The organism is Tsukamurella sp. 8F, assembly GCF_029167375.1.
Taxonomy (GTDB): Bacteria; Actinomycetota; Actinomycetes; order Mycobacteriales; family Mycobacteriaceae; genus Tsukamurella.
The window spans coordinates 20,133-33,109 of sequence record NZ_JARFTP010000001.1; the positions used below are offsets into that span (position 1 = coordinate 20,133).

Genomic DNA, 12,977 nt, shown 5'->3' on the forward strand with positions numbered 1-12,977 from the left:
TGGATCCCACTAGACTCATAGGAATGTCCGATCAGTCTTATCAGCCGACCCTGGCACAGCTCCGTGCATTCGTTGCTGTGGCACGAACGCACCACTTCTCGGCCGCTGCCGAACGCCTGGGCGTGAGCCAGCCGACGCTGTCGCAGGCGTTGTCCTCCTTGGAATCCGGGCTCGGCGTGCAGCTCGTCGAACGCAGCACGCGAAAGGTGCTGATCACGGAGGCGGGGACGGCCCTGCTCGAGCAGGCGGCGGCTATCGTCGCCTCCGCGCAGGCCCTGGTGTCCTCGGCGGAGGGCCTCTCGGGCGAACTCCGCGGCACGCTGCGTCTGGGCCTGATCCCGACGGTCGCTCCCTACCGCCTACCAGCACTGCTACCCGCGCTCCGGGACCGGATCCCGGACCTTTCGGTGACGGTCGTCGAAGATCAAACGGCCAGGCTCCTGGATCAGCTGCGCGGCGGCCGCATCGACGCCGCCGTGATGGCCCTGCCGGCGCTGAGCTCCGGTGTCGTAGAACTCCCGCTCTACGACGAGGATTTCACGCTAGTGGTCCCCGCCGGGCACGCACTCGCCGGTCGCGACGACCTGACCCCGGACGATCTGGCAGCCCTGCCGCTGCTCCTACTCGACGAGGGGCACTGCCTGCGCGATCAGGCGCTCGATCTCTGTCGCCGGTCCGGCGCGACCCCCGACGTACTCGGCGACACTCGCGCGGCGTCGCTCGCGACGATTGTGCAGTGCGTCGCCGGCGGCCTGGGCGTCACGCTCCTCCCGGAGCCCGCCGTTGCCGTCGAATTGCGCGGAACAGCGCTCGCCACTGCGCGTTTCGCGGCCCCGGTGCCAGGTCGGAAGATCGGCCTGGTGTATCGCTCGTCCAGCGCGAAGGCGGATGGATTCGCCCTGCTGGCGGAGATCGCGCGCAGGGCCGCATCGAGGGCGTGAGCTGGTGGACCCGCGATCTCGACGGTTGCGTCCGGTCCGCTCCTCCCGTCGGAGGAGTGCGGGGCCGTGGGGCGGCTCGAATCTGCGCCGACCGCCTGCTAACGGCGCCGCCGCGCGCGCGTCGGAGGTGTCTTGCCCGCGGCGGCGCGGGCAGCCTGCTTCGCGAGGGTCTTCTCGCGCGCCGTGCGTTTCGGCTGCGGGCCGTCCTGTCCACGTGAGGAGTTCGCCGTTCGACCGCGGACGATGCCGACGAACTCGTCGACCAGTTCGGACTCCGTCTGACGTGGCCATGCGAGGGCGACTGTTGAGGACGGTGCGTCTTTGACTGGCCGGTACGTCAGGTCGCGACGGTGGTACATCCGCGCGAGGGACTGTGGGACGACCACCAGCCCGACGCCGGCGGCGACCAGCTCGAGTGCGTCGGGAGTGCTGTCCGGTCGATGCGACACGGGCTCACCGACCGGCCATGCGAGCGTGTCGTCGCGCGGCGTCACGACCTGCTCGTCGGCGAGGTCGGCGGCAGTGATCTCATCGGCGGCCGTGATGACGTGGTCCTTGGGAACGACGGCAACGGTCGCCTCTGCGTACAGAGTGACGGTGTGTAGGTAGCCGGCGTCGCCGGGGCCGACTGGGAGGCGCAATACGGCCGCGTCCGCACGGCGATCGCTGAGCATCGAGGTCGCCTCGGCTGCGGCGCACGCGACGAGCTCGAGGGGCACGTCGGGTCGCCGTTCACTCCAGATGCGCACCCATTTCGCCGGCGTCACGCCGGGCACGTACGCGAGGCGGAAGGTCCGGGGCGAGGTCACCTCACAAGCGTATCGCCGGATACCCTGGAAGCCATGAACAGGCAGGACTCCCAGTCGATGAAGCCCGCGACCGCGGCGAAGAAGTTGGACGTCTACCTGCCGGCCACCCCGGCGGAGTTTCGGGAGAACTCGATCACTCGCGCGGAACTGGCTGCGTTGCAGGAGGATCCGCCGGCATGGTTGCGCGAGCTGCGTAAGAACGGCCCGCATCCCAAGAACCTCGTCGCCGCCAAGCTCGGCGTCTCGATCTCGGGTCTGCAGCGGGGCGGGGTCGGGGAGGCTCTGACCACGGAGGAGATCGAGGCGGTCGTCGCCGAGGAGCCGGAGTGGCTCGTGGCCGAGCGCGCGACCTACCAGGAGACCCTGCGTGACGAGCGGCGCGTCAAGTCCCTACACGCCGAGCAGCGGCGCCGCGGGGCACTCGAGGACTGATCCCGAGCCTCAGCCTGCCACCACCGCCACATCGGCGAGGACCACCTCACCCTTGTCTGCGGAACCGGGCACGTCCACGGTGGCCGTGATGGCCCAGCCATGGTCGCCGTCGGGGTCGGCGATGGTCTGACGGACGCGCCACGCGCGCGGCATCGACGTGTCGAGCGAGAACAGTTGCGGTCCGCGGGCGTCCGCGCCGGTCTCGATATCGTCGTACTCCTCGTAGTAGCCGTCGAACGCGGCGTACCAGTCGACTCCCTCGTCCATCTCGTCGAGCAGGTCGTACTCCTCATCGGCGACCAGCTGCACACGCCGGAACATGGCGTTGCGCACCATGACCGCGAACGCACGCTCGTCGGCGACGATCGACTGCGACCGTCCCGACTCCGGTGCGGTCGCGTGCGCCGCAACGGGGTCCGGGGAGGTCATCTCCTCCCACTCGTCCACGAGGGAGCTGTCGATGTACCGGATGAGGGCGCCGAGCCACGCGATGTAGTCGTCGAGCTCCTGGGTACCGGCTGCTTCGGGGACCGTGTGACGCAGCGTCCGGTAGGCGTCCGACAGGTAGCGCAGGACCGCCCCCTCGGATCGGGCCAGCTGATACTTGGACACGAACTCGGAGAACGTCATGGCCCGCTCGATCATCTCGCGCACGATCGACTTCGGCGACGGCGAGAACTGAGACACCCAGGGATGGCCCGCGCGGTACGTCTCGTAGGCGGGGTAGATCATGTCCGCCAACGGTTTCGGGTAGGTGACCTCCTCGAGGAGCGTCATCCGTTCGTCGTAATCGATGCCGTCGGCCTTCATACGTGCCACCGCCTCGCCGCGCGCGGCGTTCTCCTGTGCGCGTAGGACGGGGCGCGGGTCGTCGAGGACCGCCTCGATCACGGAGATCACATCGAGTGGGTACTCGGGGGAGTCCTCGTCGAGTAGCTCCAATGCCGCGAGCGCGAACGGCGCGAGCGGCTGATTCAGGGCGAAGTCCGGCTGCAACTCGACGGTGAGCCGTGCGTGGCGGCCGAACTCGTCGGGCTCGGATAGGCGCTCGATGACACCGCCACTCTCGAGGCCGCGGAACAGCGAGATCGCAGTGCGTATGTGCCGCAACTGATTCGGCCGTGTGTCATGGTTCTCCTCGAGCAGGTGGCGCATCGAGTCGAAACAGTTCTGGGGTCGCGCGATCACGTTGAGCAGCATGGAGTTCGTCACGGTGAACCGGGAGACGAGCGGCTCGGGTGATGCCGCGATGAGGCGGTCGAACGTGCCGCGCCCCCACGAGACGTAACCCTCGGGTGGCTTCTTCCGCTGGATCTTCTTGAGTTTCTTAGGGTCCCCGGCCGCCTTCGCCTCCAGCCGAGCGTTCTCGATCTCGTGCTCGGGCGCAGCCACGACCACGGTACCGACGGTGTCGTACCCTGCGCGGCCCGCCCGCCCGGCGATCTGATGGAACTCGCGCGCCCGCAGGTGCCGGGTGCGAGTTCCGTCGTACTTGGTCAGCCCCGTGAGATATACGGTGCGGATCGGCACGTTGATGCCCACCCCGAGGGTATCGGTGCCGCACACGACCTTCAGCAGCCCCGCCTGCGTCAGCTTCTCGACGAGCCGTCGGTATCGGGGGAGCATCCCCGCGTGATGCACCCCGATCCCGTTCCGCACCAGGCGTGAGAGAGTCTTGCCGAATCCGGTGGTGAACTGGAAATCGCCTATGGCGCGGGCGATCTGGTCCTTCTCCTCGCGCGTGCACAGCGGCACCGATGTGAGCGCCTGCGCGCGCTCGGCGGCGGCGGCCTGCGTGAAGTGCACCACGTACACCGGAGCCTGATGCGTCTTCACGAGTTCCTCGATCGTCTCGTGGACGGGATCTGTCGAGTACGAGAAGTGGAGCGGTACAGGGCGTTCCGCCCCCGATACGAGCACCGTCTCGCGGCCGGTGCGGCGCGTGAGGTCCTTCTCGAAGAACGACGTGTCGCCGAGCGTCGCCGACATCAAGACGAACTGCGCGCGTGGGAGCTCCAGTAGCGGAACCTGCCAAGCCCAGCCGCGATCCGGCTCGCTGTAGTAGTGGAACTCGTCCATGACCACCTGGCCGATGTCGGAGTCCGCGCCCTGGCGGAGTGCGAGGTTCGCGACGATCTCCGCGGTCGCGCAAACGATGGGTGCGTCGCCGTTGACTGTCGCGTCACCCGTCACCATGCCCACGTTCTCGGAGCCGAAGACCGCGCACAGGTCGAAGAACTTCTCGCTCACCAGCGCCTTGATCGGCGCGGTGTAGTAGGTGCGGAGACCCGCTGCGAGGGCTGCGAAGTGCGCGCCCAGTGCGACCATCGACTTACCGGAGCCCGTGGGCGTCGCGACGATGACGTTGTTGCCCGATACCACCTCGAGCAGCGCCTCCTCCTGCGCGGGGTACAGGCTGATGCCACGCCCCGATACCCACGCCTCGAACGCGTCGAAGACTGCGTCGGGGTCGCGGGAGGTGGGCACCAGGTCGGCGAGGTTCACGTCCACCGAGGCTACCGGTAGGTGCACAGAGCCTGTCAGCTCCCGGGCCGGCGGGTGCGCTTCCTCGCGGCATAGGGCCGCAACCGTACGCCTCAGGTCGCCGACCGCTCCGCACTGCCCAGTTCTTCGAGCACCGCGAGCCGCGTGCCGTCGTCGCCGGTGATGTCGGCCTCGGTTATGCCGCGTCGCAGCATCTCCCTGAGATCGGCGGTGGTGACTCGCGCCGGCACCGTCCGGTCCACGAAGTCGGTTAGCAGCGCGAGGAAGCGCTCGGGCTGTTCGCGGAACGGGAAGTGTCCGGCACCGTCGAAGAGCTCTAGTTCCGAGCCTGCGGTCGCGCCGTGGAGCATCTCGGCATGCGCCACGGGAATCACACTGTCGGCCGTGCCCCACACGATGAGCGTGGGGATGTCGGCCGTGAGGTAGATGCGGTCCAGCATCGTCACCACCTGGCCGCGGGAGTCGACGACGGAACGTAGAGTCCGCCCGAACGCCGCGGGCGATCCGCGCTCCGGCATCCGTTCCAGGACGCGTACGAGCTCGGCGCTGTCGCGGAAGGCCGGCAGCGGCACCTGGGCGAGGCCGGCGAGCGCGAGGCGCGCGGCGGGTAGGACACCCGGGACAGCCAACGACGTCAGCAGTGTCTCGGCGAAGGGCAGGGTCAAGGCGCGCAGGACAGGGGAGACGTCGCGACTGACACCGCCGGTGCTCACATAGACCAGCCGTTCGACGGTCTCCGGGAACTGGTAGGCGAACTGCCCCGCGACGCCGCCGCCCAATGAGTGACCGACCACGGTCACGCGATCTATTCCGAGGTACGTCAGCAGGTCCCGCATCCCGTTGGCGAACGCGGAGATCGAGTAATCGGCGCGCGGGCGGTCCGAGAGGCCGTGCCCCAGTAGGTCCGGCGCGATGACGGTGTACCGCCGGGCGAGCGGGTCCAGCAGCGGCTCCCACACCAACGAGTTGTCCGACACACCGTGCAACAGCAGGAGCGCCGGGCCGCTTCCGCCGATGCGGAACGCACGCCTATAGCCGTGCACATGGGCGAAGCGCAGGGAGGTGAGCGATGACGGCATCGGTACCTCCCTGTCGGTAGGGCCTAATCCTCTCCCGGATCCTCGTCCTCCGCCTGCTGAGCGAGGAACTTCTCGAACTCGCTCGCGAGGTCGTCGCCGGTCGGGATGGTCTCGCCCTCGGCTATGAGCAGTTCCTTGGGTTCACCCGCGTGCACGTACTCGTCGTACTGCGTCTCGAGTGCGGACACGACGGCCGACACCTCGCTGCTGGACGCCACCTGCTCGTCGATCTGCTTGCGAAGGTCGGACGCCTCGGTGGGCAGTTCGCCGTCCGGAACCTGGAGGCCGACGGTGCGCCGCAGCGCTGCCGACAGTGCGAGTGCCGCGTCCGGGTACCCGTTCTGCGCCAGGTAGTGGGGCACATGCACCGCGAGGCCGAGAGTCTCGTAGCCCCTGTCTCCCAGCCGCACCTCGAGCAGTGCCGAGGCACTGCCCGGCATCTTCATCTTCGTGTCCCACGTGCGCACGTCGGTCAGCAGGGCGGGGGTGTTGCCGTGCCCGCTGACCGTGAGCGGCCGGGTATGCGGAACCGCCATCGGCACCGAGTGCAGGCCGACCACGCGCCGCACGCCGAAGCGCTCCGCGAGCCCTCCCACGGCGTTCACGAAGGCCTCCCATTTGAGATCTGGTTCTGCGCCCGACAACAGCAGGAACGGCCGACCGGTGCTGTCTTTGACCGCGTACAGGTTGAGCTCCGGCGTGTCGGCGGAGACGAAGCGGTTGTCGTCGAATGTCATGGTGGGGCGGCGCGACCGGTAGTCGATCAGTTCGTCCGCGTCGAACGACGCCACGAGCTCCGCCGTCAGGTTCTCTCTCATGTGCTCGGCCAGCATCCGTACCGCATGCCCCGCGTCCGCGAAGCCGTCCAGGGCGTGGATGAGTACCGGGCCGTTGCCGTCCTGGTCGGACACCGCCGGTGCCGGGAACTCCAGTTCGTAGATGTGCGACTGCTCGTCCACGTCGTCCTCCTCAGCTGATTGAGAGCGTGCCCGTGAGGCTCTCATGCTCCCTACTCACCCATTGGAACAGACGCCCCACGCTACCGATTCCCGCGACGCGGCGTTGTGCGCCCAGAGCGAACAGATCGGGCGGGCGGGGCGACGTCGTGGCGCCGTGATCCGGGCGCGCATGCGGCCAGGAAGTCCGTGACGGCGCGGGCCTCCTGCTCCGAGAGGCCGCGCGCAGCGGCGCGCACGGGGGCGAGGACGGGGTCGAAGAAGCTCTCGCCGAGCGCGCGGGCGTCCGCGGTCACGCCCAGCGCGACCTTGCGCCGGTCCGTGTCGAGCGGCGTGCGTGCCACGTGTCCGGCGGCGACGAGACGATCGACGAGCGCCGTGCACGACGCGGAGTTGACGCCCAGCCGGGGAGCGAGCCATCCAGGGGTGGCGACTGTGCCGGCGCGCTCCGCGTCGAGGAGCAGGACGAGCGCCCGTACGTCGCGGGGCCCTAGGCGGTGTCGCCGGCCGAAATCCGTCATGGCGGCGTCGAATGACAGCGCGACCTCGCGCAGCAGGTGCACGAGCGTCTCGCGGAGGTCCTCCATCAGGGGGAGGATAGTCGCGCACAGCAGTATTCTTCTCGATATCCGATCATCTTGATTATCGAGAGGATGGCGCTGTGGCGGGTTTCGACGACGCGTACCGCGAACTGCTGGCGCGCTGGGGGAGGGCCGCCGTCGCCCGGACGGCCGACACGCCACGCGCCCGCACCCGGGTCAACGTCGTCGGCGACCCGCGCGGGGCCGGCGCGGCGACGGTGCTGTTGCCGGGTGGCGGCGCGTCGTCGGTCGTGTGGTTCCCGCAGGTAGCGGCCGCCGACGGTGCCTTCATCGCACCCGACCTGCCTGCCGATGCCGGGTACTCCGAGCGCCGCCGCGGGCTGCGCGGCGCCAGGGACGTCGCGGACTGGTGCGAGGACGTGCTGGCCGCGGCCGGTGTTCCGGGGAGGAAGGCCGTCACCGTCGTGGGCCATTCGTATGGCGCCCAGCTCGCAGTGCGGTGGGCGCTCCAGAGCCCCGCGCGCATCGCGGGTCTCACACTGCTCGATCCCAACGGTGTGTTCGCGCGGGTCGCCCCGGCGGTCGCGGTTCATGCCCTTCCGCAGTTGATCGCGCCCAGTGGGGCGCGATGGCGGCGCTTCCTGAATTGGGAGACCCGCGGTGCCACGCTCGATCCCGTCTGGTTCGAACTCACCACATCCGCCGCAGCTATGCGCATGCGCCCTTTGTTCCTCCCACGCCCGAAGCCGGCCGAGATCGAGGCGCTGCGTGCGCTGCCCGGGGGCATCCGCGTCGTGCTCGCGCGCCGCAGCCGTTACCACGACGCGACGCGCGTGGCCGCGTCGCTCGCGGAGCAGCACCCGTGGATCGTGGTCGAGACGGTCGACGCAAGCCATCACGAGCTGCCTTTCGTGTGGCGGCCGTGAGCTACGAGACGTGCACCGACGGGCGCCGCTTGGGGTCGTGTTCGGCCTGGCGCAGGACCTCATGGCACACAGCGGCGACCTCGCCGACGCCCTCCACCAGGTACTTTCCCATGTTCGCAACGGGATTCATCTCGGCCCATTGGAAGTAGATCTCCGGCACGATCCCGGTCTCGTCCCGGATGTGCAGCAGCACGGCGGCGATCGTGTTCGGAACCGTGCCCGAGTTGACCTTGAGCAGGCGGTAGCCGAACTTCTCGATGCCGCGGACCTCGAGGTCCTCCTCGAAGTCCGACGAGTCGCGGGGCCATACCTCGAGCAGGATCACGCGGGAGCGCCCTGGGATGTGTCCGAAGCGCCGCTCGGCGCGCACCTTGTCGCGGTACTCCTTCTTGGTGTCGACGTCCGGCTCGTGGGCGACGACGCGGATGGCGTGCTGCGCTTGGGCGTCGGCGTGGATGAACTCGAGCGCCTTCTCGTCGAATGTGATGGAGCTGGCACGGATCTCGAACGACCGGCGCACGCGAGACGCTATGGACACGATCATGATCGCGGCGATGAAGAAGGCCGCGATCCGCACGCCGTCCGGGCGTTCGATGACGTTGTCCACTGTGGTGTAGATGAACACCGCGGAGATCACGCCGAAGACCCACGTGAGAACGCGCTCGTTCTTGCGGTGGCAGGAGATCGTCACCGCGACCGCTGCGGACATCATGAGGACCAATACGCCGGTCGCGTAGGCGCCGCCCTGCGCGTCCACGCTCGCGCGGAAGATCAGGATGATGACGATCGCGATCAGCGTCAGCACCACGACGAGGGGCCGCACGGCCGACGCCCACCGGGGGGCCATGCCGTAGCGGGGCAGGTACCGCGGTACGAGGTTGAGGAGTCCGGCCATCGCCGACGCACCGGCGAACCACAGGATGGCGATCGTGCTTATGTCGTAGACGGAGCCGAATCCGCTTCCGAGTTCCTGATGGGCGAGGTAGGCCAGGGCGCGCCCGTTCGCCTGGCCGCCGGCGGCGAACTCCTTGGCGGGGATGAGCAGCGTCGTGGCGAAGCTCGACGTGATGAGCATGACGCTCATGATCAACGCGGCCGTCGTCAGCATCCGCCCGGTGCCGCGAATGCGCCCGGCGGGGTGGTCCGGCGCGTCGTCGGGCGATCCCTTGATCTGTGGCATCACGGCGACGCCGGTCTCGAAGCCGGAGAGTCCGAGCGCGAGCTTGGGGAATACCAGCAGGGCGACACCGGCGATGAGTAGCGGGTTCGAACCGTGTTGGGACAGCAGGGCGTCCGACCAGTCGCCGATGCGGTGCGGCTCACGCACGACCTTGGTGAGCGCGGTGATCACGACCACGATGTTGAGCGCCAGGTACACCGCCACCAGCAGTACGGCCACCCGGATCGCCTCGCGGAAACCCTTGAGGAACACACCGCCGAGGATCAGGACCAGGCCCAGCGTCACGAGGACGTTGTGACCGCTGACGACCGGGTTGATGATCGGGTTCTGGACTGCGTGCGCGGCCGCATCGGACGCCGACAGGGTGATCGTGATCATGAAGTCGGTGGCGGCGAAACCGAGCAGCACCAGCACGAGCAGCTTTCCGCCCCACCAGGGCAGCAGCCGTTCGAGCATGGCGAGCGATCCCGAGCCCCGGAAGCTCTCCTTGGCGACCCGCCGATACACCGGGAGCGCTCCGAACAGGGTGAGGGCGACGAGCACCAGGGTCGCGAAGGGCGACACGACGCCGGCCGCGACGAATGCGATCGCGGGCTGATAGCCCAGCGTGGAGAAGTAGTCGACGCCGGTGAGGCACATGACCCTCCACCACGCCTGTGGCTTCTCCGTGTCACTAGCGTGCGGGCCGACGTGCGTTCCCGCGCGCTCGGACATCCCGCTGAGGAACCAGGCACGGAACTTCGTACCGGCCTCCGGTTGGCGTATCACGCGACCACACTAGGCCACACGCGTATCGGATCCGCTATTCGAAGTTCCGCAATGCCCGGATCTTGTTCATCACGTCCAAAGCGGCCGTTTTGTACGCCTCCGAGAGGGTCGGATAGTTGAATACGGCGTCCACCAGGTATTCGACCGTGCCGCCGCAGCCCATGACCGCCTGGCCGATGTGCACCAGCTCGGTCGCGGACGTACCGAAGATGTGTACGCCCAGGACGCGCAGGTCGTCCGTGGAGACGAGCAACTTCAGCACGCCGTAGGAGTCGCCTGCCAGTTGCCCCCGCGCGAGCTCCCGGTAGCGGGCGACCCCGACCTCGTACGGAATCGCTTCCTTCGTGAGATCGGCTTCGGTGGCACCGACGTAGCTCACCTCCGGGATCGAGTAGATGCCTATCGGCTGGAGCTCGGTCAGCTTCGACGTGGGTTCGCCGAACGCGTGGTACGCCGCGATCCGGCCCTGATCCATCGACGTCGCCGCTAGCGCGGGGAAGCCGATCACGTCACCCACGGCGTAGATGTGGTCGACCTTGCTCTGGTAGTTGTCGTCGACGAAGATCCGGTTCCGCGAATCGGCCTCGAGCCCCGCCGCGGGGAGGTTCAGCGCGTCGGTGAGCCCGGAGCGGCCCGCCGAGTACATGACCGCCTCGGCGGGTATCCGCTTGCCTGACTCCAGCGTGGTGACGGTGCCGGACTTACCGACGGCCACCTCGGTCACCTCCTCGTCGAACCGGAACGTCACTGCGAGATCGCGCAGGTGGAACATGAGCGCCTCGACTACCTCGCGGTCGACGAAGTCGAGCATGTTCGGTCGCTTCTCGACGACGGTGACCTTGGTGCCGAGAGCGGCGAACATCGACGCGTATTCGATGCCGATCACGCCGGCACCCACGACGACCATGCTGGACGGGATGAACTTGAGTTCGAGGATGGAGTCGGAGTCGAGGACGCGATAACCGTCGAACTGCACGCCGCCAGGGCGACGTGGTGCGGTGCCCACGGCGATCACGATCTTGTCGGCTTCCAGCGTGATCCGCTCGCCGTGCGACGGGTCGTCGACGGCCACCGTATGCGCGTCCACGAAGCTGCCGACCCCCGTGAACATGTCGACGCGGTTACGGAGCAACTGTGCGCGGACGACTTCGTTCTCGCGCGAGATCACGTGCTGGGTGCGTGCGAGTAGATCGCCTGGCGTGATGTCGGACTTGACGCGGTAGCTTGCGCCGTACAGTTCGCGCTGGCTCATGCCGGTGAGATAGAGAACGGCCTCACGCAGAGTCTTCGACGGGATCGTGCCGGTATTGACACACACCCCGCCGAGCTCGTTGCCCTTCTCGATGACCGCCACGCGCTTGCCCAGCTTGGCGGCCGCGATCGCGGCCTTCTGACCGCCGGGACCGGAGCCGATCACGGCCAGGTCATACCTGTTGTACTCGCCCATGCCGTATGTACTACCCCGAATCGCTGACTTGTTATGGGCGGTTTGCGAGACCGGGAGGTTAATTCTCCGCATCCGCCGCTCCATCGGGCGGATACCGCGCGGCATACCGGCTCTGTGTCTATTCACAGGCGGAGCGCTTCACCTATAACCAGTCCTGCACGTATAACCGCCCCTGTGCGGAACGTGTCTCGCGCCGTCGGGTGCGGTCGTGACGCGCCTCAGGCTGGGGACATGACGACGACCGATCGCCCCGACCCGTACCCGCTTCCCGGCGCCGATCCGGACGACCCGGCGGGTCTGCCGCTGGTGCGGCTGTCCGAGCCGGGGGATCTCTTGGCAGCGCTGCCCGGCCTCATCGGCTTCTACCCGGAACGCTCGATGGTCCTCATCGGTTACGACGAGGTGACCCGTTGGACCGGTCCGGTCGCGCGGTTCGATCTAGTGCTCGACGGCGAGGGCGGCCTGACGTCGGCGGGACACCGCGGCATCGCCGACACCGTTCGGCTGTGCAAGCGCTACGGCGCGTTGCGGATCCTCGCGGCGGTCGTAGACGATCGCGTGACACCCCCGGTGATGGAGCGCATCCACGACCGGCTGCTCGTCGCCCTGATGGCCGACGGTGATGGCGACTGGGATGCAGAGCTGGAAGACCTGTTCCTGGTGCGACGGATCGCTGAGGGGGAGCTCTGGGTCTGTACGCACGGTGGTCGCGGGCGCCTACCCGACCCGGGCATCAGCCCCGTCACGCTCGCGCGCGTCGTCGACGGCGGCTCGATTCACAGCTCGCGCACAGAGCTCGCGGCCCATTTCGCCGAAACCGGCCCCGGCATCGGGTGGGCCCAATGCATAGCTGCGGAGCGAGCCGTGCGCCGCCGACGCGGCGAGGGGCGGGCGCGCCGGGACGCCGCATCGAAGGATGCGACACGGCTTCGACTGGTACTCGCTGCGGTCTGCGGCGAGTCGGCCCCCACCGATGCCGAGGTCGCGCGTCTCGGCGCTGCGCTGCTGTCGCTGCGCGTCCGAGACGCGGTCTTCGCGCTCGCAGCCACGGATGCAGCGGACTCGGCGGTCGACCTGCTCTGCGACCTCGCGCGCCGCCTGCGCGGCGAGCCGCGCGCTGCAGCCGCCACCGTCGTCGCCGGGATCTGCTACGTCCGCGCGCTCGGGACCATGGTGGGCGTGGCTCTCGAGTGCGCACTGGAGGCGGACCCGGGATACCGTGCCGCGCAGCTGCTGGCGCAAGCGCTCGACGGTGGTATGACGCCCGAATCGCTGTTCTCGATCACCGAGCTCGGTTATGAGATCGCGCGCGAACTCGGGGTCGACATGCCGCCGCGCATACCGAGGGCCGGGGTGGGAGGGGCCGCGCCCCCGGGATGAGCGCGGATCCGC

At 68.4% G+C, this 12,977-nt stretch carries 11 protein-coding genes; 4 read left to right on the top strand and 7 right to left on the bottom strand.

Annotation, left to right across the window (positions count from 1 at the left end; translation table 11 throughout):
• The first annotated feature begins 23 nt into the window (after positions 1 to 23).
• Positions 24 to 941, top strand: a complete 918-nt coding sequence (locus tag P0W64_RS00100; RefSeq protein ID WP_275478012.1) for a hydrogen peroxide-inducible genes activator — start codon at positions 24 to 26, stop codon at positions 939 to 941.
• A gap of 98 nt (positions 942 to 1,039) precedes the next feature.
• On the opposite strand, the gene P0W64_RS00105 is transcribed toward P0W64_RS00100, so the two are convergent.
• Entirely contained in the window at positions 1,040 to 1,750 is a 711-nt protein-coding gene (locus tag P0W64_RS00105) for a LysR substrate-binding domain-containing protein (protein WP_275478013.1), read from the bottom strand.
• Positions 1,751 to 1,783: 33 nt separating this feature from the next.
• On the opposite strand from P0W64_RS00105, the gene P0W64_RS00110 reads away from it, so the two are divergent.
• Entirely contained in the window at positions 1,784 to 2,182 is a 399-nt protein-coding gene (locus tag P0W64_RS00110; RefSeq protein ID WP_275478014.1) for a DUF5997 family protein, read from the top strand.
• Positions 2,183 to 2,191: 9 nt separating this feature from the next.
• Here P0W64_RS00110 and P0W64_RS00115 read toward each other — a convergent pair whose 3' ends face one another.
• The 4 genes from P0W64_RS00115 to P0W64_RS00130 all read right to left on the bottom strand — a co-directional run bounded on the left by P0W64_RS00115 (position 2,192) and on the right by P0W64_RS00130 (position 7,309).
• The gene (locus P0W64_RS00115; RefSeq protein WP_275478015.1) at positions 2,192 to 4,687 is read right to left on the bottom strand and encodes a DEAD/DEAH box helicase; all 2,496 of its coding nucleotides are present in this window, start codon (positions 4,685 to 4,687) and stop codon (positions 2,192 to 2,194) included.
• A gap of 92 nt (positions 4,688 to 4,779) precedes the next feature.
• Positions 4,780 to 5,766: an alpha/beta hydrolase gene (locus P0W64_RS00120; RefSeq protein ID WP_275478016.1), complete on the bottom strand. Its 987-nt coding sequence runs from the start codon at positions 5,764 to 5,766 to the stop codon at positions 4,780 to 4,782.
• 23 nt (positions 5,767 to 5,789) lie between these two features.
• Complete coding sequence (locus tag P0W64_RS00125; protein ID WP_275478017.1) at positions 5,790 to 6,725, bottom strand: PAC2 family protein; 936 nt, start codon at positions 6,723 to 6,725, stop codon at positions 5,790 to 5,792.
• Positions 6,726 to 6,805: 80 nt separating this feature from the next.
• Complete coding sequence (locus tag P0W64_RS00130; RefSeq protein WP_275478018.1) at positions 6,806 to 7,309, bottom strand: MarR family transcriptional regulator; 504 nt, start codon at positions 7,307 to 7,309, stop codon at positions 6,806 to 6,808.
• A 74-nt stretch (positions 7,310 to 7,383) separates the two neighbouring features.
• On the opposite strand from P0W64_RS00130, the gene P0W64_RS00135 reads away from it, so the two are divergent.
• Positions 7,384 to 8,190: an alpha/beta hydrolase family protein gene (locus P0W64_RS00135; protein ID WP_275478019.1), complete on the top strand. Its 807-nt coding sequence runs from the start codon at positions 7,384 to 7,386 to the stop codon at positions 8,188 to 8,190.
• Position 8,191: 1 nt separating this feature from the next.
• On the opposite strand, the gene P0W64_RS00140 is transcribed toward P0W64_RS00135, so the two are convergent.
• A complete protein-coding gene (locus P0W64_RS00140) occupies positions 8,192 to 10,084 on the bottom strand; it encodes an amino acid transporter (RefSeq protein WP_275478261.1) in 1,893 nt (630 codons plus the stop codon).
• A gap of 88 nt (positions 10,085 to 10,172) precedes the next feature.
• Positions 10,173 to 11,585 (bottom strand): Si-specific NAD(P)(+) transhydrogenase, encoded by a 1,413-nt coding sequence (gene sthA, locus P0W64_RS00145; RefSeq protein WP_275478020.1) that lies wholly within the window; start codon positions 11,583 to 11,585, stop codon positions 10,173 to 10,175.
• Positions 11,586 to 11,816: 231 nt separating this feature from the next.
• On the opposite strand from sthA, the gene P0W64_RS00150 reads away from it, so the two are divergent.
• A complete protein-coding gene (locus P0W64_RS00150) occupies positions 11,817 to 12,965 on the top strand; it encodes a DUF4192 domain-containing protein (RefSeq protein ID WP_275478021.1) in 1,149 nt (382 codons plus the stop codon).
• The last annotated feature ends 12 nt before the right edge of the window (positions 12,966 to 12,977 follow it).